22 protein-coding genes and 1 tRNA gene are annotated in these 23,615 nt (G+C 70.3%); 4 read left to right on the top strand and 19 right to left on the bottom strand.

Annotation, left to right across the window (positions count from 1 at the left end; translation table 11 throughout):
- Position 1 precedes the first annotated feature (1 nt).
- From secD to pgsA, 13 genes are all read right to left on the bottom strand, one after another.
- A complete protein-coding gene (gene secD, locus ACFY0T_RS14390) occupies positions 2 to 1,771 on the bottom strand; it encodes a protein translocase subunit SecD (RefSeq protein ID WP_388869014.1) in 1,770 nt (589 codons plus the stop codon).
- A 141-nt stretch (positions 1,772 to 1,912) separates the two neighbouring features.
- Complete coding sequence (gene yajC, locus ACFY0T_RS14385; protein ID WP_388869011.1) at positions 1,913 to 2,425, bottom strand: preprotein translocase subunit YajC; 513 nt, start codon at positions 2,423 to 2,425, stop codon at positions 1,913 to 1,915.
- 164 nt (positions 2,426 to 2,589) lie between these two features.
- A complete protein-coding gene (gene ruvB, locus ACFY0T_RS14380) occupies positions 2,590 to 3,660 on the bottom strand; it encodes a Holliday junction branch migration DNA helicase RuvB (protein WP_388869008.1) in 1,071 nt (356 codons plus the stop codon).
- A 117-nt stretch (positions 3,661 to 3,777) separates the two neighbouring features.
- Positions 3,778 to 4,389: a Holliday junction branch migration protein RuvA gene (gene ruvA, locus ACFY0T_RS14375; protein ID WP_388869005.1), complete on the bottom strand. Its 612-nt coding sequence runs from the start codon at positions 4,387 to 4,389 to the stop codon at positions 3,778 to 3,780.
- A complete protein-coding gene (gene ruvC / locus ACFY0T_RS14370; protein ID WP_388869002.1) occupies positions 4,386 to 4,955 on the bottom strand; it encodes a crossover junction endodeoxyribonuclease RuvC in 570 nt (189 codons plus the stop codon). The genes ruvA and ruvC overlap by 4 nt, the downstream gene beginning before the upstream one ends.
- Positions 4,956 to 5,159: 204 nt before the next feature.
- Complete coding sequence (locus ACFY0T_RS14365; protein ID WP_388868999.1) at positions 5,160 to 5,912, bottom strand: YebC/PmpR family DNA-binding transcriptional regulator; 753 nt, start codon at positions 5,910 to 5,912, stop codon at positions 5,160 to 5,162.
- Between the two features lie 75 nt (positions 5,913 to 5,987).
- Positions 5,988 to 6,593: a pyridoxal 5'-phosphate synthase glutaminase subunit PdxT gene (gene pdxT / locus ACFY0T_RS14360; RefSeq protein ID WP_388868996.1), complete on the bottom strand. Its 606-nt coding sequence runs from the start codon at positions 6,591 to 6,593 to the stop codon at positions 5,988 to 5,990.
- A 6-nt stretch (positions 6,594 to 6,599) separates the two neighbouring features.
- Positions 6,600 to 7,514, bottom strand: a complete 915-nt coding sequence (pdxS, locus tag ACFY0T_RS14355; RefSeq protein ID WP_388868993.1) for a pyridoxal 5'-phosphate synthase lyase subunit PdxS — start codon at positions 7,512 to 7,514, stop codon at positions 6,600 to 6,602.
- 138 nt (positions 7,515 to 7,652) lie between these two features.
- The gene (locus ACFY0T_RS14350; protein WP_388868990.1) at positions 7,653 to 8,198 is read right to left on the bottom strand and encodes a hypothetical protein; all 546 of its coding nucleotides are present in this window, start codon (positions 8,196 to 8,198) and stop codon (positions 7,653 to 7,655) included.
- A gap of 25 nt (positions 8,199 to 8,223) precedes the next feature.
- A complete protein-coding gene (locus ACFY0T_RS14345; protein WP_388869404.1) occupies positions 8,224 to 9,105 on the bottom strand; it encodes a formylglycine-generating enzyme family protein in 882 nt (293 codons plus the stop codon).
- 74 nt (positions 9,106 to 9,179) lie between these two features.
- Complete coding sequence (locus ACFY0T_RS14340; RefSeq protein WP_388868987.1) at positions 9,180 to 10,340, bottom strand: glycosyltransferase family 4 protein; 1,161 nt, start codon at positions 10,338 to 10,340, stop codon at positions 9,180 to 9,182.
- Positions 10,337 to 11,248, bottom strand: coding sequence for a phosphatidylinositol mannoside acyltransferase (locus ACFY0T_RS14335; RefSeq protein WP_388868984.1), 912 nt, complete (start codon positions 11,246 to 11,248; stop codon positions 10,337 to 10,339). The genes ACFY0T_RS14340 and ACFY0T_RS14335 overlap by 4 nt, the downstream gene beginning before the upstream one ends.
- On the bottom strand, positions 11,245 to 11,967 hold the full coding sequence (gene pgsA, locus ACFY0T_RS14330) for a phosphatidylinositol phosphate synthase (protein ID WP_388869402.1): 723 nt from the start codon (positions 11,965 to 11,967) through the stop codon (positions 11,245 to 11,247). Before pgsA ends, ACFY0T_RS14335 begins: the two co-directional genes overlap by 4 nt.
- Before the next feature lie 218 nt (positions 11,968 to 12,185).
- On the opposite strand from pgsA, the gene ACFY0T_RS14325 reads away from it, so the two are divergent.
- A complete protein-coding gene (locus ACFY0T_RS14325; RefSeq protein ID WP_388868981.1) occupies positions 12,186 to 14,381 on the top strand; it encodes an elongation factor G-like protein EF-G2 in 2,196 nt (731 codons plus the stop codon).
- Between the two features lie 213 nt (positions 14,382 to 14,594).
- On the top strand, positions 14,595 to 16,262 hold the full coding sequence (locus ACFY0T_RS14320; protein ID WP_388868978.1) for a hypothetical protein: 1,668 nt from the start codon (positions 14,595 to 14,597) through the stop codon (positions 16,260 to 16,262).
- A gap of 548 nt (positions 16,263 to 16,810) precedes the next feature.
- On the opposite strand, the gene ACFY0T_RS14315 is transcribed toward ACFY0T_RS14320, so the two are convergent.
- A complete protein-coding gene (locus tag ACFY0T_RS14315; RefSeq protein ID WP_388868975.1) occupies positions 16,811 to 17,371 on the bottom strand; it encodes an HIT family protein in 561 nt (186 codons plus the stop codon).
- A 67-nt stretch (positions 17,372 to 17,438) separates the two neighbouring features.
- Between ACFY0T_RS14315 and ACFY0T_RS14310 the strand changes: the two genes are divergently transcribed.
- The gene (locus ACFY0T_RS14310) at positions 17,439 to 18,095 is read left to right on the top strand and encodes a potassium channel family protein (protein ID WP_388868973.1); all 657 of its coding nucleotides are present in this window, start codon (positions 17,439 to 17,441) and stop codon (positions 18,093 to 18,095) included.
- Between the two features lie 65 nt (positions 18,096 to 18,160).
- On the opposite strand, the gene thrS is transcribed toward ACFY0T_RS14310, so the two are convergent.
- From thrS to ACFY0T_RS14295, 3 genes are all read right to left on the bottom strand, one after another.
- The gene (thrS, locus tag ACFY0T_RS14305; RefSeq protein WP_388868970.1) at positions 18,161 to 20,140 is read right to left on the bottom strand and encodes a threonine--tRNA ligase; all 1,980 of its coding nucleotides are present in this window, start codon (positions 20,138 to 20,140) and stop codon (positions 18,161 to 18,163) included.
- A gap of 109 nt (positions 20,141 to 20,249) precedes the next feature.
- Positions 20,250 to 21,467 (bottom strand): hypothetical protein, encoded by a 1,218-nt coding sequence (locus ACFY0T_RS14300; protein ID WP_388868968.1) that lies wholly within the window; start codon positions 21,465 to 21,467, stop codon positions 20,250 to 20,252.
- Entirely contained in the window at positions 21,464 to 22,030 is a 567-nt protein-coding gene (locus ACFY0T_RS14295) for a DUF4365 domain-containing protein (RefSeq protein WP_388868966.1), read from the bottom strand. The genes ACFY0T_RS14300 and ACFY0T_RS14295 overlap by 4 nt, the downstream gene beginning before the upstream one ends.
- A 170-nt stretch (positions 22,031 to 22,200) precedes the next feature.
- Between ACFY0T_RS14295 and ACFY0T_RS14290 the strand changes: the two genes are divergently transcribed.
- A complete protein-coding gene (locus tag ACFY0T_RS14290; protein WP_388868963.1) occupies positions 22,201 to 22,926 on the top strand; it encodes a 3'-5' exonuclease in 726 nt (241 codons plus the stop codon).
- Positions 22,927 to 22,985: 59 nt separating this feature from the next.
- Here ACFY0T_RS14290 and ACFY0T_RS14285 read toward each other — a convergent pair.
- Together ACFY0T_RS14285 and ACFY0T_RS14280 are read right to left on the bottom strand one after the other, a co-directional pair.
- A tRNA-Val gene (locus tag ACFY0T_RS14285) sits at positions 22,986 to 23,057 on the bottom strand.
- Positions 23,058 to 23,096: 39 nt separating this feature from the next.
- The gene (locus tag ACFY0T_RS14280; protein ID WP_388868960.1) at positions 23,097 to 23,543 is read right to left on the bottom strand and encodes an SRPBCC family protein; all 447 of its coding nucleotides are present in this window, start codon (positions 23,541 to 23,543) and stop codon (positions 23,097 to 23,099) included.
- Positions 23,544 to 23,615: the final 72 nt, after the last annotated feature.

The following is a 23,615-nucleotide window of genomic DNA, read 5'->3' as shown; positions in this document are numbered from 1 at the left end:
CTCACGCCTCCTTCGTGTCGACGGGGGCGGACGCGCGACGGGTGCGGCGCAGCGGCGGCTTGGCGCCCAGTCGCTTCGGGTCGAGGCCGGACCAGGTGTGGCCGCTCGCGAAGAACTTCCTGCGGGCGAGGATCGTCATCAGCGGCTTGGTGAAGAGGAAGACGACGACCACGTCGAGCAGGGTGGTCAGACCGAGCGTGAACGCGAAGCCCTGAACCTTGCCGACGGTGACGATGAAGAGCACCGCGGCGGCGAGGAACGACACGAAGTCGGAGACCAGGATGGTGCGCCGGGCGCGCGGCCAGGCACGCTCGACGGCCGGCCGCAGGGAGCGGCCCTCGCGGATCTCGTCCCGGATGCGTTCGAAGAACACGATGAACGAGTCCGCTGTGATACCGATCGCCACGATCGCACCGCAGACGGCCGGCAGGTTCAGCGCGAAGCCGATGGTGGGACCGAGCAGCGACATGATCACGTAGGTGAGGATGCCGGAGACCAGCAGCGAGGCGATGGCGATGATCGACAGGCCCCGGTAGTAGACGACCAGGTAGATGACGACCAGACCCAGGCCGATCGCGCCCGCGATCAGGCCGGCGTGCAGCTGCTCGCCACCAAGGGCGGCGGTCACGGTGGTGACGCTCGCCTCCTTGAAGGTGAGCGGCAGGGCGCCGTACTTCAGCATGTTGGCCAGGTCCTGCGCCTCGGTCTGGCTGAAGTTGCCGGAGATCTCCGCGTTGCCGCCGGTCAGCGCCTCGCGGACGAACGGGTCGGAGACGACCTCACCGTCGAGGACGATGGCGAACTGGTTCTGCGGTTGCTGCTTCTGCGCGAGCTTGCCGGTGATGCTGGCGAACTTCTTGGAGCCACTGGACGTGAAGTCCATGGTGACCTTCCAGCCCGCGGCGCTCTGGGTGTCGAAGACGGCCGCGGCCTTCTTGACGTCCGTGCCGGAGACCTCGGCCGGGCCGAGGATGTACTTCTGCCACTGGCCGGAGGAGTTCTGGCCGCAGGCCACGGTGTTGTCGCTGGGCTTGACGCCCTTGCCGGCCTCGGCACGCTGCGCCTTGTCGCTGCAGTCGAGCGCGGTGTACTCGGCCTGGAGCTTGGCGGCCGCGGCGCTGGCGCTGCTGCTCGCGGACGGCGAGGCACTGGGGGAGGCCGAAGAGCCGGCCGAGCTGCTCGCCGACGGCGTGGAGTCGGCCTTCAGCGCGTCGGTGACGGCGCGGCCCTGGGAGGTGGCGGTGGCCGACGGGGTCGCGGAGCTCGACGCCGACGGGGACGAAGACGAGGTCGCCTTGTCGGTGGCCTTGCTGGAAGAGCTGCTGGAAGCGCTCGGCGAGGGGCTGGCCGTCGCGCCGGTTCCGGAGACCTCGGTGGTCAGGACCGGGCGGAAGTAAAGCTTGGCGGTGGTGCCGACCTGCTCCCGGGCCTGCTTGGAGTTCGTGCCCTTGGGGATGTTGACGATGATGTTCTTGTCGCCCTGGGTCTGGACCTCCGCCTCGGAGACTCCGAGACCGTTGACACGGCGGTTCATGATGTCGACCGCGGTGTCCATGTTGGTCTTGTTGATCGCGTTCGGCTGACCCGGCTCGTTCTTCGCCTCAAGCGTGATGCTCGTGCCGCCGGCGAGGTCGATGCCGAGACGCGGGGTGGGGTGCCCGGAGACGAACATCCCCCCGGTGAGCGCCGCGATGGCGATCAGGATCAGGGCCAGTGAGCGCCCCGGCCTGCTCTGGGCGCTCGCGCTCCGGCCCTTCTTCGGTGCTGCCACCTTCTCGTACTCCCTCTCGGGCCGCCCTGCGCCGGGTGAGCGCGCGGGCGGCCATGACATGGTGTCGGGACTCCGTGCGAGAACAGCACGTCCCGGGAAGCACAGGGCGCTGGCGGGTCGCGCCGTGCTCCCGGGTCGTGACTACTTCGCGTCGGCCTCGCCGTCGGTCTTCTTCGGCTCTGCTTCGTCGACCTCGTCGGCCTTCGCCTCGGCGGGCTCGTCGGCCGGCTCGTCCGCCGCGTCCTTCTTGCCGAGGTCGATGGGCTTGTCGTCGGAGGCTTCGGAAGAGGCGTCGGCGGCGGGCTCGTCGGTCTCGGTGAGGGAGGAGGCGTCGTCCGGAACGACCGTGCCGTCGGACTTCAGGTCGTGCTCGATGCCGTGGACGATGCGGTTGTACTCGTCGTCGGTCAGGACGGCGCCGATCGCGTTCTTCGCGAAGAGCAGGTCCACGCCCGGGGCAGCGTCAAGGAGGACCGTGTCCTCGTTGACCTCCTTCACCGTCGCGTACATGCCCCCGATCGTGCGGACGCCGGCGCCGGGCTGCATCTCGTTGCGCATCTGTGCGGCCTGCGTCTGCTTGCGCTTGGCGGAGCGGGTCATCAGGAACATGGCCCCGATGAGCACGATGAACGGGAGGAGGGTCACGATATTCACGGGACGGAGTTTCCTTCGCACGACCGCGGGATGAGCGGCCTGGTGGATGGGGGTGGTCGGCGCCGCCCACAAGGGCGGCATCGGCGGAGTCTAAGCGAGTCCGCACTGATGGAACAACGCTCAGCATGGCACCGGGGTTCCTGCCCCGGCACGTACCCGCGCCGTCACGCCCCGAACAGGTCCTGTTGTCCGTTTCCACCAGTTGACTGGCGGGGCGGGGTGAGGCCGAGATGCGCCCATGCCGCCGGCGTCGCGACCCGGCCGCGCGGAGTACGGGCGAGCAGTCCTTCCCGTACGAGGAAGGGCTCGGCGACCTCCTCCACGGTCTCGCGCTCCTCCCCCACCGCGACGGCGAGCGTGGACAGGCCGACCGGACCGCCGCCGAAGAGCTTGAGCAAGGCTTCGAGGACACCGCGATCGAGGCGGTCGAGGCCGCGGGCGTCGACTTCGTAGACCTTCAGCGCGGCCGCCGCGATCTCGCGGGTGATGATCCCGTCGGCCTTGACCTGCGCGTAGTCCCGCACGCGGCGCAGCAGACGGTTGGCGATACGGGGCGTGCCGCGGGAGCGCCCCGCGATCTCGGCGGCGCCGGCCGCGCCGATCTCGACGTCGAGCAGGTTGGCGGAGCGGTGAATGACGCGCTCCAGCTCGGCGGGCTCGTAGAACTCCATGTGCGCGGTGAAGCCGAAGCGGTCGCGCAGCGGGGGTGGCAGCAGGCCCGCGCGCGTGGTGGCGCCGACCAGCGTGAACGGCGGCAGTTCGAGGGGGATGGCGGTGGCGCCGGGGCCCTTGCCGACGATGACGTCGACGCGGAAGTCCTCCATCGCCATGTACAGCATCTCCTCGGCGGGCCGGGACATGCGGTGGATCTCGTCGAGGAACAGCACCTCCCCCTCCTGGAGGGAGGAGAGGATCGCGGCGAGATCTCCGGCGTGCTGGATGGCGGGGCCGCTGGTGATGCGGATCGGGGCGCCCATCTCGGCCGCGATGATCATCGAAAGCGTGGTCTTGCCGAGTCCGGGGGCACCCGAGAGGAGCACGTGGTCGGCGGTGGCTCCCCGCGCGCGTGCGGCCCGCAGGACGAGGTCGAGCTGCTCGCGGACCTTTTCCTGGCCGATGAACTCGTCCAGGTCCTTGGGGCGCAGGGCGGCCTCGACGGCCTGGTCCTCACGGTCGGCGGACGCGCCGACGAGCCGCTCGGCGGCGGTCTCGTCGGTCGTGTCGTCCCAGTTCACTGAAGTTCTCCTTGCGGGGGTGTGCCGGGCACATCATCCGGCCGGGGGTCCGGGGGTTTTCCTCCGGCAAGACGCAACATGGCGTGTACCTCGTGGCGTCTTGGTGGGAGCGGTGGTTCAGCGGGCTCGGTTCAGGGTCTGCAGCGCGGCCTTGAGGAGCTGGCCCACCTGGGGTGTGCCCGCGGCGGCCTCGGCCTGCGGGGCGACCGCGGAGACCGCCTCGTCGGCCTCGCGCGTCGCGTACCCGAGGCCGATGAGCGCGGCGTGCAACTGCTCGCGCCAGCCGGTGGTGACCGCCCTGCCGATGGCCGGGCCACCGGTGCCGAGGGGTTCGCCGAGCCGGTCCTTGAGCTCCAGGAGAAGCTTCTGGGCGCCCTTCTTGCCGATGCCGGGGACGGCGGTGAGCGCCTTCTCGTCTGCGGTGGACACCGCGCGGCGCAGGGCGTCGGGCGTGTGCACGGCGAGCATCGCCTGCGCCAGGCGCGGGCCGACACCGCTCGCGGTCTGCAGCAGCTCGAAGGTCTGCCGCTCGTCGTCGTCCGCGAAGCCGTACAGGGTCAGCGAGTCCTCGCGGACCACGAGGGAGGTGGCGAGCTTGGCCTGCTGTCCCATACGGAGCCCGGAGAGCGTGTTGGGCGTGCACTGGACGGCGATGCCCATGCCGCCGACCTCGACCACCGCGGAGTCGGGGGCGAGGGCGGCGACCGGGCCGCTGACGAAGGCGATCATGCGGTACGGCCTTTCGGTGCGAGTTTCGATGCGTGCAGGGCGGCGGCCTGCTGGAGCCGGTTCTGCGCGACCGCCTGCTGGAGTCTGTGCTGGGCGGGGGCGCGCCAGATGTGGCAGATGGCGAGCGCGAGGGCGTCGGCGGCGTCGGCGGGCTTGGGGGGCGCGTCGAGGCGGAGCAGGCGCGTGACCATGGTGCCGACCTGAGCCTTGTCCGCGCGTCCGTTGCCGGTGACGGCGGCCTTGACCTCGCTCGGGGTGTGCAGGGCGACGGGGATGCCGCGCCGGGCGGCGCAGAGCATGGCGACGGCGCTGGCCTGGGCCGTGCCCATCACCGTACGGACGTTGTGCTGGCTGAACACCCGCTCCACGGCGACGAATTCGGGCCGGTGCTCGTCCAGCCACTGCTCGATGCCCTGCTCGATGGCGACGAGGCGCAGGCCCAACTCGGCGTCCACCGGCGTCCGTACGACACCGACGCCGAGCATCGTGAGCGGCCGGCCCGCGACCCCCTCGACGACGCCGACACCGCACCGCGTCAGTCCGGGGTCCACCCCGAGTACACGCACGCGCCCCTCCCCTCTGTGCGGCTGAACCGCCGCCGCTCTCGCGGACCTGGCTGAGCACCATCGGGGTTCCTCAATTGATGGCCGCGGTCCGTGGGCGGTGATCTTTGACTCCCGCCAGGCTATCCGCTGCCACCGACAACGGCGGCGGGCCGGTGGGGACGTGTCCCACCGGCCCGCCGACATCGCGCCCCGCTCGCGGCAGCGTTACGCGTCGACCTTCTCCATGACCTCGTCGCTGACGTCGAAGTTGGCGAAGACGTTCTGCACGTCGTCGCTGTCCTCGAGCGCGTCGATCAGCTTGAAGATCTTCTTCGCGCCCTCCTCGTCCAGCTCGACCTGCATGGTCGGGACGAAGTTGGCGTCGGCGGAGTCGTAGTCGATTCCGGCCTCCTGGAGCGCGGTGCGCACCGCGACCAGGTCGGTGGCCTCGGAGATGACCTCGAAGGACTCACCGAGGTCGTTGACCTCCTCGGCACCCGCGTCGAGCACGGCACCCAGGACGTCGTCCTCGGTCAGCTCGCCCTTGGGGACGATCACGACGCCCTTGCGGTTGAAGAGGTACGACACGGAGCCCGGGTCGGCCATCGAGCCGCCGTTGCGGGTCATGGCGACGCGGACGTCCGAGGCGGCGCGGTTGCGGTTGTCGGTGAGGCACTCGATGAGCACGGCGACACCGTTCGGGCCGTAACCCTCGTACATGATCGTCTCGTAGTCGGCGCCACCGGCCTCGAGACCGCCGCCACGCTTGATCGCGGAGTCGATGTTCTTGTTGGGAACCGACGACTTCTTCGCCTTCTGGACAGCGTCGTAGAGCGTCGGGTTGCCGTCCAGGTCGACGCCGCCCATGCGCGCCGCGACCTCGATGTTCTTGATCAGCTTCGCGAAGAGCTTGCCGCGCTTGGCGTCGATCACGGCCTTCTTGTGCTTCGTCGTGGCCCATTTAGAGTGGCCGGACATCTGCCTGTCTCCTTCGCGTAACCCATCCTGTACGAACTCCCCCAGACCTTAAGGCTCTGGGGGGACCCCCAGATCCTACAAGGACTCCGGTGTCCGGTTGGCGCGCACCATGTCGACGAAGAGGCCGTGCACGCGGTGGTCGCCGGTCAGTTCGGGGTGGAACGACGTGGCGAGCGCATTGCCCTGGCGTACGGCGACGATGTGACCGTCATGCTCGGCGAGCACCTCGGCCTCGGCACCCACGGACTCGACCCAGGGGGCGCGGATGAAGACGCCCTCTACAGGATCGCCCTCGACACCCTTGACGTCGACCGCCGCCTCGAAGGACTCGTTCTGACGTCCGAAGGCGTTGCGGCGCACGATCATGTCGATGCCGCCGATGGTCTCCTGGCCCGAGCGCGGGTCGAGGATCTTGTCGGCGAGCATGATCATGCCCGCGCAGGTGCCGTAGACGGGCATGCCGTCCCGCACGCGCGCGCGGAGGGGTTCCATCACTCCGAAGAGGACGGCCAGCTTGGAGATGGTGGTGGACTCACCGCCGGGGATGATCAGGCCATCCACCTCGGCGAGCTCCTCGGGGCGCCTCACCGGCCTGGCCACGGCATCGGCCGCGGCCAGGGCGATCAGGTGCTCCCGTACGTCGCCCTGGAGGGCCAGGACGCCTATGACAGGAGTGTTCATGGGTGATTACCAGCCGCGGTTGGCGTAGCGCTCGGCCTCGGGGAGCGTGTCGCAGTTGATGCCGACCATGGCCTCGCCCAGGTTGCGGGACGCGTCCGCGATGATCTTGGGGTCGTCGTAGAAGGTGGTGGCCTTCACGATGGCCGCGGCGCGCTTGGCCGGGTCGCCCGACTTGAAGATGCCGGAGCCGACGAAGACGCCCTCGGCGCCGAGCTGGCGCATGAGCGCGGCGTCGGCCGGGGTGGCCACACCACCGGCGGAGAACAGCACGACCGGGAGCTTGCCGAGCTCGGCGACTTCCTTGACCAGCTCGTACGGGGCGCGCAGCTCCTTGGCGGCGGCGTACAGCTCGTTGTTGTCGTAGCCGCGCAGGCGGGCGATCTCGTTCTTGATCTGGCGCAGGTGGCGGACCGCCTCGACGACGTTGCCAGTGCCGGCCTCGCCCTTCGAGCGGATCATGGCGGCGCCCTCGGCGATGCGGCGCAGGGCCTCACCCAGGTTGGTGGCACCACAGACGAAGGGGGTCGTGAACGCCCACTTGTCGGAGTGGTTGACCTCGTCTGCCGGAGTGAGGACCTCGGACTCGTCGATGTAGTCGACGCCGAGGGACTGCAGGACCTGGGCCTCGACGAAGTGGCCGATACGCGACTTGGCCATGACCGGGATCGAGACGGCGTCGATGATCCCCTCGATCATGTCCGGGTCGGACATGCGGGCCACTCCGCCGTCCTTGCGGATGTCGGCCGGGACCCGCTCCAGGGCCATGACGGCGACGGCGCCCGCGTCCTCGGCGATCTTCGCCTGCTCCGGCGTGACGACATCCATGATCACGCCGCCCTTGAGCTGCTCGGCCATGCCGCGCTTGACGCGGGCGGTGCCGATCTCAGGGGTCTGGGCGGAGTTGGCGGGGGTGCTGGACACGGGTTGACCTCGCTCGGTGAAAGAGGGTTTGTGCTGGACCGAGGAAACGCGACGGAACCAGGCCACAGCAAGGGCCAATGGGGACCCGGTGGATTTTTTTCGCCCCCGCCGCCCCTGCCCGACCCCCGTCCCTGGGGCTCAGCTCGTCGGGCGGTCCGCCAGTGCCGTCGGGGGCTCGTCGTCCATCTCGAAGGCCAGGGGAAACGGCGCGTGCCCGGCGAGGCGGAACCAGCGGACCTTGCGGTGACGGCGGAGCGCACGGGCGGCACGCACGGCGTCGTTGTGGAAGCGCCGAGCCATCGGCACCCGCCGCACCGCCTGCGCCAGCTCACTGGCGGCCTCCTCACCGCCCGGAGCCTCCCGCACCGCCTCGACCTGCGCCACCTCCCCGAACACCGCCCGCAACGCCTGGCTCAGCTCACTCTCGGCCACCTCACGCTGCTCCTCCTCGGCCTGCCGAGCCGCGTGCGCCGCCTCGTACAGCACGATCGAGGCGGCCGGATCAAGCACACCGGACGTGGCCAACTCCTGTGCCACGGAAGCGCGGCGCAGCAACTGCGCGTCGAGTGCGGCCCGGGCGGCGTCGATACGGGCGTGCAGCCGGTCCAGACGCCCGGCCGTCCAGCTCAGGTAGAGGCCGATCGCGACGAGGCCGACGAGGATCCAGATGAGGGTTGCGGTCACGGGCGGCAAGGCTACCCGGGTACGGTCACCGCGCTTGCAGGTCCCAGGCGCAACGGAAACCGCCGTGCCCGGTCGAGGAGTCGGGCGTGTTCTTGGAGCGCGCGGCGACCCGGTAGCGGTTGCAGTACGACGCGTGGCAGAGGTACGAGCCGCCTCGGATCACGCGCTGGCCGACGTCCCCGGCCGAGAGCGCGTCCCCATCGGAGAAGGAGTCCGCGCACCACTCCCACACGTTGCCCGAAGTGTTGTACAGCCCGAAGCCGTTGGGCTCGTACGCGTCCACGGGTACGGTCCCGGTGGCACCGCCCGGACGCATGCTGACCCGGGGAAAGTCCCCCTGCCAGGTGTTCGTCCGCTCCCGGCCGCCCGGCGCGAACTCGTCGCCCCAGGGATAGCGGCGCCCTTCGAGGCCACCCCGGGCCGCGTACTCCCACTCGGCCTCGGTCAGCAGCCGGGCGCCCGCCCACGCGCAGTACGCGAGCGCGTCGTGGTACGAGACGTGCACGACGGGGTGATCGGCGCGGCCTTCGAGATCCGAGCCGGGCCCCTCGGGCGCACTCCAGGAGGCGCCCTCGACACCGAGCCACCAGGGTGCCGCGGCGACCGCCCCCATCACGGCGTCCCGCGCGCGGGGGTGCAGCAACAGGTGGAACACGAACGAACTGCCGTAACTCTCCGCCTCCGTCCGGTAGCCGCTCGCGCGCACGAACTCGGCGAACCGGGCGTTGGTGACGGCGGTCGCGTCGATCAGGAACGGCGCGACAGTGACAGTCCTGACGGGCCCCTCGGCGTCCTCCGGATACCCCTCACCGAACGCGTCGCCCATGCGGAACTCGCCACCCGGCAGGGCGATGGCAGAGACGTCATGTCCGGATCCGTCACCCCTTCGTGGTCCAGGCACGGCCAGTTGGAAAAGTGAACCGGCCTCCCCGCGCGCGGGTGCGCAGCACGATGCTCCCCCACCCGACAGGTCCGGCACGTTCAGTCCCGCGCCAGCCCGAACCGCGCCCGCAACCCGGTCCGTTCGTCGGCGGCCACCGCCGCCGCCCCGTCCGTCACCGTCTCGTACACGGAGAGGATGTCCGCCCCGACCGTCGACCAGTCGAAGCGCCGCACATGGGCGCTCCCCCGCTCGCGCAGTTCGGCCCGGCGCGCCGGGTCGCCGAGAAGCCGCAGAGCTGCAGCGGCCAGCGCGTCGGCGTCCTCGTTGGCGAAGAGTTCGCCGGCCGCCCCGTGATCGAGCACCTGCGCGAAAGCATCAAGGTCCGAGGCGAGAACCGGCGCCCCGGCCGACATCGCCTCCACAAGGATGATGCCGAAGCTCTCGCCGCCGGTGTTGGGCGCGACGTACACGTCGACGCTGCGCAGGAACCGGGCCTTGTCCTCGTCGCTGACCATGCCGAGGAACTCGACACGCGAGCGCATCTCGGCCGGCAGCGACTCCACGGCCTCCTCGGCGTCGCCGCGCCCGGCGACCAGGAGCCGGGTCTGCGGGCGCTCGGCAAGGATCTTCGGCAGGGCCCTCATGAGCACCGGCAGGCCCTTGCGGGGCTCGTCGATGCGGCCGATGAAGCCGAGGGTGTCGCCCTGCCACTCGGGCTTGGGCTTGGCGCGGGCGAAGAAGTCGACGTCGACACCGTTCGGGATGACGACGGCGTCGCCGCCCAGGTGTTCCACGAGGGTGCGGCGCGCGTACTCGCTCACCGCGATCCGCGCGCTGATCTTCTCCAGGGCCGCCTGGAGGATCGCGTACGCGGCGACCATCGCCCGGGAGCGCGGGTTCGAGGTGTGGAAGGTCGCGACGATCGGGCCCTGCGCGGCCCAGCAGGTCAGCAGGCCCAGCGACGGTGAGGACGGCTCGTGGATGTGGACCACGTCGAACGTGCCGTCGTGCAGCCAGCGCCGCACCCGGGCCGCCGAAAGGAAGCCGAAGTTCAGCCGCGCCACGGAGCCGTTGTACGGCACCGGGACCGCACGGCCCGCCGAGACGACGTACGGCGGCAGCGGCGTCTCGTCGTCCGCGGGGGCGAGGACGGAGACCTCGTGCCCGAGTCGGATGAGGTGTTCGGCCAGGTCGCGGATGTGGAACTGGACGCCGCCCGGCACGTCCCAGGAGTACGGGCAGACGATGCCGATCCTCACGAGGGCCCCTTCGTGGGATCGAGGTCAGCGAGCCACAAACGCTGCAGCATGTGCCAGTCCTCCGGATGCTCGGCGATCCCCGTGGCGAAGGCGTCGGCCAGCGCCTGTGTCATGACAGACGTCTTTTCGGCCCGGGTACCTGTCTCGGGTACCTCGACCGGGGGATGCACACGCCCCCGCATCACGGGCGAGTCGTCGTACCAGAGCGTCACCGGGAGAAGAATGGCTCCCGTCTGCTGCGCCAGCAGCGCCGGTCCCGCCGGCATTCGGGTCGCCTCGCCGAAGAACTTCACCTCGACGCCGGACGCGGACAGGTCGCGCTCGGCGACCAGGCAGATCAGGCCGCCGTCGCGCAGCCGCCGGGCCAGCGTGCCGAACGCGGTGCCGCCGCTGTGCGGCAGGACCTCCATGCCGAGGCCCTCGCGGTAGGCGACGAAACGGTCGTACAGCGATTCGGGCTTGAGGCGCTCGGCGACCGTCGTGAACGGCGTCTTGAGCTTCGTGGTGACCCAGGCACCCGCGAGATCCCAGTTGCCCATGTGCGGGAGGGCCAGGATCACGCCCCTGTCGGAGGCGAGCGCGTCGGTGAGGTGGTGCACGTCCTTCGGGTCGAAGCCCGTCTTCACGCGCTCCTCGCTCCAGGCGGGGAGCCGGAAGGACTCCATCCAGTAGCGCAGATACGAACGCATGCCCGCCCGGGAGAGCTCGGCGAGCCGCTCGGGAGTCGCGTCGGGCACCACGCGCGCGTAGTTGCTCTCCAGGCGCCGTACGCCCTTGCCACGCCTCTTCCAGGCGAGGTCGGCGATGGTGTGGCCGAGCCGTACGGCGACCGGCTCGGGGAGCTTCTTGACGGTGCTCCAGCCAGCCGCGTACGCCCCGTCCACGAGCCGCTCCCGGAGGCTGGTCACGACGTCGCCTCGCTGTTCTGGGCCGCGGCAGCGGCGTCCGCCTCCGCGGATTCCCGGCGCACCGTGACGACGCGCTGGATGAGCGTGACGAGGCTGCCGACGGCGACGATCCACAGCGCGATGGGCAGCAGCACCTGGATGCCGGGCACCCCGAACTTGTGCAGGCCCGCGAAGCCGGCGGCGACCAAGGAGATCACCAGGCGCTCGGCGCGCTCGATGAGACCGTTGACCGCGACCGGCAGGCCGATCGATTCACCGCGGGCCTTGGTGTACGAGACCACCTGGCCGCTGGCCAGACAGAAGATCGAGACCGCGCACAGGACGTTGTCGTTGCCGCTGCCCGCGTACCAGAGCGCGAAGCCGCCGAAGATCGCGCCGTCGGCGACTCGGTCGAGCGTCGAGTCGAGGAAGGCGCCCCAGCGGCTGGAGCGGCCGAGCTGGCGCGCCATATTGCCGTCGACGAGGTCCGAGAACACGAAGAGCGTGATGACGACCGTGCCCCAGAAGAACTCCCCCCGGGGGTAGAAGACCAGCGCGCCCGCCACGACTCCGGCCGTGCCCAGGAGGGTGACCGTGTCGGGGCTCACCCCCCGGCGGATGAGAAACGCGGCGAACGGTGTGAGGACACGCGTGAAGAATGCACGCGCGTACTTGTTCAGCATGGCCTTCCCGAGGGTCGGTGTCGCCGTGCGGCCCCTGTTGGCCCCCGGCTGGCCCATCGTAGCCACGCGCGCGCGTGTGCGACGGTCGGGCACCCGCACCCCTGTGTCACGGCGGGATGCCATCGGTGTCACGGCACGATCGCGTCCTCCGTATGGACGCAACCTGACGCGAGTGCAAAGCTCGAAAACACCGCGGGCGTCATCGGAGCCGCACCGCACGCGGATCCGGCACGCCCGCGCCCACAGTGACCTCACCGTGCACGGGAGGCAAGGCCATGGGCGACAAGGCGAACGCACACCCCGGCGCCGCCGGCAGGGCTACGGCGGCCGACCACCCCGCGTCCGTACGGAATGTGGTGCTGGTCGGCCACAGCGGATCGGGCAAGACGACTCTGGTGGAAGCTCTCGCGCTGACAGCGGGAGCGGTGAACCGGGCGGGCCGCGTGGAGGACGGCGGCACCGTCTCCGACTACGACGAGATCGAGCACCGGCAGCAACGCTCGGTGCAGCTCTCCCTGGTACCCGTCGAATGGGACGGATACAAGATCAATCTGCTGGACACCCCCGGATACGCCGACTTCGTCGGGGAGCTGCGGGCCGGTCTGCGAGCGGCGGACGCGGCCCTTTTCGTCGTCTCGGCCTCGGACGGCGTGGACGGCTCGACCCGGATGGTGTGGGAGGAGTGCGCGGCGGTCGGCATGCCGCGCGCCATCGTGATCACCCACCTCGAGGCCGCCAGAGCGGACTTCGAGGAGATGACACGGATCTGCGCGGAGGCCTTCGGCGCGGACGACCCCGACGCCGTACTGCCGCTGTACCTACCGCTGCACGGCGCGGAGGGTCCCGACGGGCACGCGCCCGTGACGGGCCTGATCGGGCTGTTGACCCAGCGGCTGTTCGACTACTCCTCCGGGGAACGCAAGGAGGCGGAACCAGGACCTGACCAGCTGCCGCTCATCGAGGAGGCCCGCAACCGGCTGATCGAGGGGATCATCGCCGAGAGCGAGGACGAGACCCTCATGGACCGCTACCTCGGCGGCGAGGAGATCGACCTCAAGACCCTCGTGCAGGACCTGGAGCGGGCCGTGGCGCGCGGGACCTTCTTCCCGGTGCTGGCCGCCGCTCCGGCCGCCGAGGGCGCCCGTCAGGGCCTCGGTACGGTCGAACTCCTCGAGCTCGTCACGGGCGGCTTCCCGACCCCGCTGGAGCGCGAGGCGCCCACGGTGACCACGCCGGACGGCAAGGCGCGCGAGGTGAAGGCCTGCGACCCGAACGGGCCGCTGGTCGCGGAGGTCGTGAAGACCGCCTCCGACCCGTACGTGGGCCGGGTCTCGCTCGTACGGGTCTTCTCGGGCACCCTGCGCCCCGACCAGACGGTGCACGTGTCCGGGCACGGGCTGACCGACCGCGGCCACGAGGACCACGACGTCGACGAGCGCGTCGGCGCCCTGTCCACGCCGTTCGGCAAGCAACAGCGCGCCCTCACGCACTGCATCGCGGGCGACCTGGCGTGCGTGGCGAAGCTGAACCGCGCAGAGACCGGGGACACCCTCTCGGCCAAGGACGATCCGCTGCTCATGGAGCCGTGGCAGATGCCCGACCCGCTGCTGCCGCTCGCCATCCAGGCGCACAGCAAGCCCGACGAGGACAAACTCTCGCAGGGCCTCGGCCGGCTGGTCGCCGAGGACCCCACCATGCGCCTGGAGCAGAACCAGAACACCCACCAGGTCGTCCTGTGGTGCCTGGGCGAGGCCCACGCGGACGTGGCCCTGGAGCGGCTGCGCAACCGCTACGGCGTCCAGGTCGACGTGGTCCCGCACAAGGTCTCCCTACGGGAGACGTTCGCGGACAGGTCCGCCGCGCGCGGCCGCCATGTGAAGCAGTCGGGCGGGCACGGCCAGTACGCGATCTGCGAGATCGAGGTCGAACCGCTGCCGAACGGCTCGGGCATCGAGTTCGTCGACAAGGTCGTCGGCGGCGCCGTGCCCCGGCAGTTCATCCCCTCCGTCGAGAAGGGCGTCCGTGCCCAGGCCGCCAAGGGCGTGGCCGCGGGCTATCCCCTCATCGACGTACGGATCACGCTGCTCGACGGCAAGGCGCACTCCGTCGACTCCTCCGACGCCGCGTTCCAGACGGCGGGCGCGCTCGCGCTGCGCGAGGCGGCGGCCGACGCCAAGATCCATCTCCTGGAGCCGGTGGCCGAGGTGACGGTCCTGGTCGGCGACGACTACGTGGGCGCCGTGATGAGCGACCTGTCGGGGCGGCGCGGCCGGGTCGTCGGCACCGAGCAGGCGGGCGGCGGGCGCACCCTCGTGCGGGCCGAGGTCCCGGAGATCGAGATCGGGCGGTACGCCGTCGATCTGCGCTCCCTCTCGCACGGCACCGCACGCTTCAACCGCAGTTACGCGCGGCACGAACCGATGCCGCCTCAGATCGCCGAAAGGATCCGCGAACAGGCCAAGGACGCCTGACGGTTCGGCCTTCAGACGTCTGACGGTTCAGCCTTCGGACGCCTGACGGTTCGGTCTTCATTCGTCCTTCACTCGTGGGCGGGCGGCTTCGGTCGTCCGCCGACGAATGTCGGTCGCGGCCGATACTCTGAGAACCTGATCAAGACGATGACCTGATCAACAGGTGTGCGGGGCAGGGAAGTCGGGAAAGCCGCAGGAGCGGGTGCGGCGGCGATGGGGGCGGAAGTGGCGTTCGACGGTTTCGATTTCACTCCCGGGGCACAGGTGCCGCTGTCGGGCTCCGCGGGGCAGACTGCGGCGACCTTCGCGCTGGCCTCGGCGGCGTACCGGGACAACGGGGTCGAGGAGATCCTCAAGGCCGACAACGAGTGGCACCAGTCGACCGTCAAGGCCGGGAAGATAAAGCTGTTCGCGCCGAACCTGGGCGAGGCGTTCGCGCGGGCCGTGACGGACCGCATGCTGGGTGCCGGCCGCAAGCCGCTCATCCAGTCCTTCGGCACCGAGCCGCAGGTCATCGTGGAGCACTGCCTGGCGGCGAACCGCATCCGCAGGGAGCGCGACAACTGGCTGTCGGCCGTGATGGTGCTGTGCGGGCTGCTGTTCCTGCCCGGGCTCCTGGTCTGGCTGCTGGTCTTCCAGATCCGTACCCAGATCGCCAAGCGTGAGGACAAGCGAGCCTCCGCCCTCGCCACCGCGCTCCTCGTCGCCGTCGGCGCCCTCGCCGTGATCTTCCTCATCCGCATGCCGTTCACGGGCTTCTATGCCTGGTACGCGCGCGCGGCGATCGTCATCCCCGTCGTCGGCTGGCTCTGGGCCAAGCAGATCTGCGAGCGTACCGCGAAGGACCTGCGCGACCGCTGGGACAGCCTGCTGTCCGGCGGCGGCATCGGCGCCAAGATCCCCGAGGCGGTGCCCGGCAGCCCTGGTGAGACGGCCGCCGAGCGGCTGCGCCAGTCCCTCGCCCGGCTCACCGCCGAGCAGCAGTCCAACTCGGTCTTCTACGCCGGCCCCAAGGGCATACTCGGCATGGGCACCCGCTGGGGCAGCTGGCAGCTCGCGGAGGACCTGGTGCCGCGCGACGCGGACAAGGAGATCCACCCCTTCCGCAGCTGGGACGTCATACGGTCCATCCACGACCAGCTGCGCATGCTGGAGCGCGGTCCGCTCAACACCGGTGGTTTTCCGGCCCCTTCGATCAAGCACTGGATCGTCACGCCGATCGGTGAGAACGCGAAGGCGGTGTCCCGGCCGGGCGGTACGGACGTGGACGCGTACACGGTCAAGACCCACGCCATACAGGACATCTGCAACAAGCAGCAGTTCGGCAGCGGGGACCGGCACTATCTCGGGGTCCAGTGGACGCTCTGGGACGGCCAGTTGATCATCACCATGCTGATCACCGTGACCGTGCTGCACGAGACGCTGCGCATCGAGGTCACCGGGCATGCTCTCGGCCCGGTGAACCCGCTCTTCACCACCAAGCCGGAGGCCCCGACGAAGGAGGTCGCCAAGGCGGTGAAGTTCTGGGAGACCCGCAAGGTGAGTCTGCCGCTGGTCACCACGGACGAGGTCGTGCGTCTCACGGCGCGCGCTCCCTTCACCTGGTATCCGCCGTTCCTCAACTGGCTCGGCGGGACCCTGGCGCTCCCCGAGCCCTTCGGGCTGCGGCACGCCTGGGCCGATCAGCCGTGGCGGCACCGTTTCATGGCGGACGACGCGCTGCGCGCCGCGACGCCCGTCCTGCGCGTGGTGCACGCCGCGGCGATCAGGGTGCTGGAGGAGAACGGCGTCGACACCGAGAAGTTCGGCAACCGCTCGGCGTTCCTCAGCACGGCGGTCCAGGACCCGATGCCCCGGAAGGCGGACCTGTACGACGCGTAGCGCCTTGCCGGCGGGGGCGCGGTCGCCTGCCGGTGGGGGGTGGGGCGGGGCCGTGCCGGTACATCCGCCCGTCGCGCGGTGGCGCGTCTGCAGGGTTACATGCTCAGCACGGTGGTTGCGACGTCTGCGACGGGCCGATGTACCGGCGCGGCCCCTTCCGTGCGTGCACGGCTGCAGGTGCGTTTGCGGCGCGGCCCCTTCCGTGCGTCCACGGCTGCGGGTGCGTTTGCGGCGCGGCCCCTTCCATGCGTCCACGGCTGCAGGTGCGTTTGCGGCGCGGCCCCTTCCATGCGTCCACGGCTGCAGGTGCGTTTGCGGCGCGGCCCCTTCCGTGCGTGCACGGCTGCAGGTGCGTTTGCGGCGCGGCCCCCTCCGTGCGTCCACGACTGCGGGTACGTGGGGCCTGGAGCGTGCGTTGGCGGGTGCGGGTTGCGCATCCGCCCGCTCTGCGACGGGCGGATGCGGCACGGCCCCCTCCGTGCGTCCACGGCTGCGGGTGCGTTTGCGGCGTGGGGCGTGCGTCGGTGGTGGGGGTGCGACCCGACGTCTCAGGTCGTTGGCCAGGCCTCTGCCAGCATCTTGCGGGTGTCCGCCAGGAGCTGGGGCAGGACCTTGGTGTGGCCCACGACCGGCATGAAGTTCGTGTCGCCGCCCCAGCGGGGGACGATGTGCTGGTGGAGGTGGGCGGCGATGCCGGCGCCCGCTACCGTGCCCTGGTTCATGCCGATGTTGAAGCCGTGCGCGCCCGAGGCGGTCCGGAGCGCGGTCATGGCCTGCTTGGTCAGCTCGCCGAGTTCGGCGGTCTCCGGGTCGGTCAGGTCGGTGTAGTCGGCGACGTGGCGGTAGGGCACGACCATGAGGTGGCCGCCGTTGTACGGGTAGAGGTTGAGCACCGCGTACACCTGCTCGCCGCGCCTCACGATCAGCCCGTCCTCGTCGGACTTGGCCGGGATCGCGCAGAAGGGACAGCCGTCGTCGGCCCCCGGGCCGGTGGGCTTGTTCTCGCCCTGGATGTAAGCCATCCGATGGGGCGTCCACAAGCGCTGGAACGCGTCCTGCGTTCCCACTCCGATCTGCTGCTCCGGCTCACTCGTCATGATGTGCAGCATATGGCTTCGCCCGTTCGCGGCGTGTCGGCGGGTGTCGCACAAAAGGGGCCGCGGCCAAGCTGGGGCGATGGACGACGACAGCCCACAGGCCCGCTGGGAACGGCGCACCGAGATGCTGCTCGCCGTGGCCTCCCTGGTGTTTCTCGCCTCGTACGCGGTCCTGGTCCTGGGCCAGGGTCTGGCCGCCTCCTGGCGGGACGCCTGCGTGACGGCGATGCTGGGCGCCTGGGCGATCTTCGCCATCGACTACGCGGCGCGCTGGCGGCTGAGCGGACAGGGCCCCCGGTTCGTAAGGACACACTTGGTGGACACTCTGGTGCTCGCCCTGCCCCTGCTGCGCCCGCTGCGCGTCGTCAGGCTCTACGAGGCCGTACTGCGCCGCCGTGGGGAGCCGCGGCTCACCCTGCAGGCGCGTGTGATCTCCTACGCAGGGCTGTCGGCCCTGCTGCTCGGCTTCTCCGGCGCCCTCGCCGTCTACCAGCAGGAACGTGCGGCGCCGGGCGCATCGATTCGCACCTTCGGGGACGCGGTCTGGTGGGCGTGCGCCACGCTCGCGACGGTCGGATACGGGGATGTCGTGCCGGTGACGCCCTGGGGGCGCACTATCGCGGTGGGAATGATGGCCTGCGGGCTCGCGCTCCTCGGCGCGGTGACGGGGTCGTTCTCGTCGTGGCTGCTTCAGGTGTTCTCGCGGGAGGGCGACGAAAGGCCCCCGGGGAGCTGAGCTCTCCAGGGGCCTTCGGTAACGTACGTGTCAGAAAATCGCCGTACGCGTCGGAACTATCCGCTTCAGACCTGCGCCCGCTCCTGGACGATCTTCACGATCTTGTCGATCGCCTCGTCGACCGGGATGCCGTTCTCCTGCGAGCCGTCGCGGTAGCGGAAGGAGACGGCGCCGGCCGTCATGTCCTCGTCGCCCGCGATGACCATGAAGGGCACCTTCTGCTTCTGCGCGTTACGGATCTTCTTCTGCATGCGGTCGGAGGACGCGTCGACCTCGACGCGCAGACCGGCCGCCTTGGCCTTCTTCGCGAACTCGGCCAGGTACGGCACGTGCGCGTCGCCGATCGGAATGCCGATCGCCTGGACGGGCGCCAGCCAGGCCGGGAACGCGCCCGCGTAGTGCTCCAGGAGCACGGCGAAGAATCGCTCGATGGAGCCGAACAGCGCGCGGTGGATCATGACCGGCTGCTGCTTGGAGCCGTCCGCGGCCGTGTACTCCAGGTTGAACCGCTTGGGCTGCTGGAAGTCGACCTGGATGGTGGACATCTGCCAGGAGCGGCCGATGGCGTCCTTGGCCTGGACGGAGATCTTCGGGCCGTAGTACGCGGCGCCGCCCGGGTCGGGAACCAGCGGGAGGCCCTGCTTCTCGGCCGCCTGGCGCAGCGCGTCGGTGGCCTCCTCCCACTCCGCGTGCTCACCGATGAACTTCGGGGATTCGTCGCGGGTGGACAGCTCCAGCTCGAAGTCGTTCAGGCCGTAGTCGCGCAGCAGGTCCAGGACGAAGGTGAGCAGCGAGTCCAGCTCGCTCGCCATCTGGTCCTTGGTGCAGTAGATGTGCGAGTCGTCCTGCGTGAAGCCGCGGGCGCGGGTGAGGCCGTGCACGACGCCCGACTTCTCGTAGCGGTACACCGTGCCGAACTCGAAGAGCCGCAGCGGCAGTTCACGGTAGGAACGACCGCGCGCCTTGAAGATCAGGTTGTGCATGGGGCAGTTCATCGCCTTGAGGCGGTAGTTCTGCCCGTCGAACTCCAGCGGCGGGAACATCGCGTCCGCGTAGTTCGGCAGGTGCCCCGAGGTCACGAAGAGGTTTTCCTTCGAGATGTGCGGGGTGTTCACGAACTCGTAGGCCGCGTCCTCGTGGCGCTTGCGCGAGTACGTCTCCATCTCGCGGCGGACGATGCCGCCCTTGGGGTGGAAGACCGCGAGGCCGGAGCCCAGCTCCTCCGGGATGGAGAAGAGATCCAGCTCGGCGCCGAGCTTGCGGTGGTCGCGCTTCTCCGCCTCGATAAGGAAGTCCAGGTACGCCTTCAGCTCGTCCTTGGTCGGCCAGGCGGTGCCGTAGATGCGCTGGAGCTGCGGGTTCTTCTCACTGCCCCGCCAGTACGCGGCGGCCGAGCGCATCAGCTTGAACGCCGGGATGTTCCGGGTGGTGGGCAGGTGGGGACCGCGGCAGAGGTCCTTCCAGCACAGCTCGCCGGTCTTGGCGTCGAGGTTGTCGTAGATCGTCAGCTCGCCGCCGCCGACCTCGGCGTCGGCGCCCTCGGCGGCCTGCGCGGCGTTGCCCTTGAGGCCGATGAGCTCCAGCTTGTACGGCTCGTCGGCCAGCTCCTCGCGGGCGGCCTCGTCGGTGGTGACCCGGCGCGCGAACTTCTGCCCGCGCTTCTGGATCTCCTGCATCTTCTTCTCGATGCGCTTGATGTCGTCGGGCGTGAACGGCTCGGCGACATCGAAGTCGTAGTAGAAGCCGTCCTTGACCGGCGGGCCGATGCCCAGCTTGGCCTCGGGGAAGAGCTCCTGCACGGCCTGGGCCATGACGTGCGCGGTGGAGTGGCGCAGGATGTTCAGGCCGTCCTCGGAGGAGATCTCCACGCCCTCGACGGACTCGCCGTCCTTCACCTCGTACGCGAGGTCCTTCAGCTCGCCGCCCACACGGGCCGCGACGATGGTGCGCTCACCGGCGAAAAGGTCGGCGGCCGTAGTGCCCGTCGTCACCACGCGCTCTTCCCGCTCGGAATCGCGTTGGATGATCACACGGACGTCTGACACCGGACTCTCCTGACTGAAGGGGACGCGCGCATCTTCTCTTGCGTACGTAATAGACGCGATCGTACCGAGCCCGGGGTCCCCTTCGCGAAACGGATAACCACCACCCGTCTCAGTCGCCGCTGCATGCCTCCTCGAAGAAGTCCAGGTTCTCCTGGAGCGACTTCATCAGCCGGTCCCGCTCGGCCTCGTCCACCTGCACGGGTACGACCCCGGAGGCGTCGGTGAGGCGACGGAAACCCCCTCGGCTCTCCAGCCGTCCGTGCACCCGGACCGGCAGTCCGACGAGGTGGGCATGGCCCGCTATCCGGTACGCCTCCTCGTCGAGCGTCATGCGGACGTGCGGGACCTCGGCGCCCGCGATGACCCGCAGCCGTACGGTGCCCTCGCCGCGCGGCCCCGACCTGCGCATCCGCACCACAGCACCCGTGATCCGGACCGGCACGGACGGCTCCTCGCGCAGATAGCGGGCCCCGGCCTCGCGCAGGACGGGCAGGTCGCCGGGTGAGAACTCGACGGGCTCGGCGGGCGTGGCACAGCCCTCGGGGACCCCGGCGGCGGGCGCCCACTCGACGGCGATCCGAGCACCCTCGGTGCCGCGCACGAGGGCCACCACGGCCTCCAGGAGCTCATGGCTGACGCCCGCCTCGACGGCCGCGTCGAAGGCGTCCATGCCGCCGGTGGCCCGCTGGTAGTCGATGGCCTCGCGGGCGGCGTACAAGGCCTGGTGCAGGCGGATGGCGAGCGGCCGCCCGGTGTCGACGGGTACGAAGGCGGTGAGCCGGCGTCCGCCGGGTTCGGCGCCGACCAGCACGTTTTCCAGGGAGGCGGCGGCGGACCTGCGGTGCCGGGCGCCGTAATAGCCGGCACGCGCGCGCGTGGCCAGCGCGCCCGCGAGCAGCATCTGGCGGGCGGCGGCGCGCAGCTGCTCCTCGACGGTCCAGGGCGCGGCGCCCACGGGACCGGTCGGGACGTCCCGCCACCAGCGGATCTCGTCGCTGGGCACGGCGAGCGCGACCAGCACGTCGCGCGCGGACGGCGAGGCGCTGCGGGAGAGCGCCACGAGGGCCTCGCCGAGGAGGTCGTCGCTGTCGGGGAAGGCCCGGTTCTCCGGCACCAGCAGGCTGGTGCCGCCGCCACCGGGCCCGGGTGGGGTCCACCGGCCGTACCGTCCCGCGGCTCCGCCGCGCCGCTGCCAGCCGTGCCGGTGCAGCAGGGCGCTGAGCACGGCGGGGTCGACTTGGCCAGGCTCGGGCGGCCGGCTCCACAGCGCCTCGGCCGGATGCGGCCGCACCGGCCGCAGGACTTCGTCGATCGGGCGGTGCGTCATGGTCTGCCTCCCGTCCCGACCCGCGTCATGATCTCGCAGAGCGCCCGGTCGTCGAAGATCCGGGCTGTCGGTATGCGCACGGTGGTCCTGCGCCGGCCGGTGATGGCGTGCCCGGCGAGGTTGATCCAGTAGCAGCAGTGCCGCAGGTCGAGCCGGTCGTGGCTGGCGCGCAGCCAGTCGTCCTGGGACCTGGGCACGAGCATCACGACCAGGATCTTGTGCACCGAGACCGGGGTGCGGGCGAGCTTCGCCAGGTGCTCGTTGTCGAGCGTGAAGGAGAAGGCGGGCCCCGGCGGGTTGGGCGGGATCTGGTACGTGCACTTGAGCTGCACCTTGATGGTGACTTCGTCGTCGACCGTGTGCCCGGGGGCGCTGTGGCTGACGTGCCAGTCGATGCCGTTGTCGGGAAAGGGCTGGGACAGCGAGCAGCCGGCGGCTGCCGCGACGGCGTGCAGATAGCCGACCTGCAAGGTCTCCATGCAGGCGGTGGTGGCGAGTGTGCCGCGATGGGGTGCCGTCCGCTGGGGCAGCAGCCCGCCCCGTTCGGGCTGCGCGAGTGCCATGAGTCCAACAGCCTTCCAAACCAAGTGAATCCCCGCGACGGGCCGCTGAACTGCAAAGACCCGTACCTCTGTTGTCTCCTGTCGGCGTACGGCGCAAACAGCCCGGGTATCACCAAACGGGCAGAAGACGGTACGTCAGCTGCCGTGGGTGAACGAGGAGTTGTGTACGTATGACCTGCTGGTACGAGGGCCCCTTGGCCGCGTTCGACACGGAGACCACGGGCGTGGACGTCGAGACCGACCGGATCGTGTCGGCCGCCGTCGTCGTCCAGGACGCCCCGGGCTCCCGTCCGCGGGTGACCCGATGGCTGGTGAACCCGGGAGTGCCGGTGCCCGAAGGGGCGACGGCGGTGCACGGGCTGACGGAGGAGCATCTGCAGCGCAACGGCCGCTGGCCGTCGCCGGTGATGGAGGAGATAGCCCGGGAGCTGCACGAACAGGCCGCGGCGGGCCGCCCGCTCGTCGTGATGAACGCGCCGTTCGATCTGACCCTCCTGGACCGGGAGTTGCGCCGTCACCGCGCCTCCTCGCTGGACCACTGGTTCGAGTCGACGCCGCTGCGCGTGCTCGATCCCCGGGTCCTCGACAAGCATCTGGACCGCTACCGCAAGGGCCGCCGCACCCTCACCGATCTGTGCGCGCACTACGACGTGGTCCTGGAGGGCGCGCACGACGCGGCGGCCGACGCGCTGGCCGCGATGGATGTCGTACGCGCGGTGGGGCGCCGTTTCGCGGCCCGCCTGGAGCGGCTCTCCCCGGCCGAGCTGCACACACTGCAGGCGGTGTGGCACGCGGCACAGGCGCGCGGTCTGCAGGCGTGGTTCGCACGCAGCGGCTCGGAGGAGGCGGTGGATCCGGCGTGGCCGCTGCGGCCGGACCTGCCGGCCGCGGCCTGAGCACAGGCCTTCGTACACAGAAAAACCGGTCCGTCTGTGACGGACCGGCTTTCTCCGGGTGGGCGATACTGGGTTCGAACCAGTGACCTCTTCGGTGTGAACGAAGCGCTCTCCCACTGAGCTAATCGCCCGGGAACGCACTGAACCATACAGGTCTCGGCGGGTCTCGTTCAAACCGCTTCCAGGTAGGCCCTGAGTCCGCGCCGCCCCGCTCGCATCATCAGGGCGTGGTTGGCACGGAAGACGGGCCGTCCCGGGACCGCGAGGCGCCGCAGTAGCGGCTTGCCGACGTCGACCTCCTGGTCGTACTGGGCGCGGGTGCCCGGCCCGTCCGCGGTGAGTGTCCAGCGGGCCCAGCCGTCGATGTCGCCGGACATCGCGATCTCCAGGACGCCACCCGCCGGGTCGCGGCGCACCTCCCGGCCCGTGAACGTCATGTCGTACGGAAGGACCGAGCGGATCCGGAAGACGCCGCTGCGTTCGTCGATCCGGGTGACCTCGCGCACCTGGGGCCACCACAGGGGGTAGTTCTCGGCCTGCTCCAGCACGACGTACACGTCGGCGGGCGGGGCGGGCAGATCCCACACGCTGCGGAAGCGGTAATGGCTCCAGTCCATGTACCGAGTGTGCCCGTCCGCGGATCTGAGTACGGCATGAGTACGCGCACTCATGCCGACGAACGTGACCGG

This window comes from Streptomyces sp. NPDC001530 (assembly GCF_042894545.1).
GTDB lineage: Bacteria > Actinomycetota > Actinomycetes > Streptomycetales > Streptomycetaceae > Streptomyces.
The sequence above is the reverse complement of the archived record's forward strand: the minus strand, read 5'-3'. Positions and strand labels throughout refer to the sequence as shown.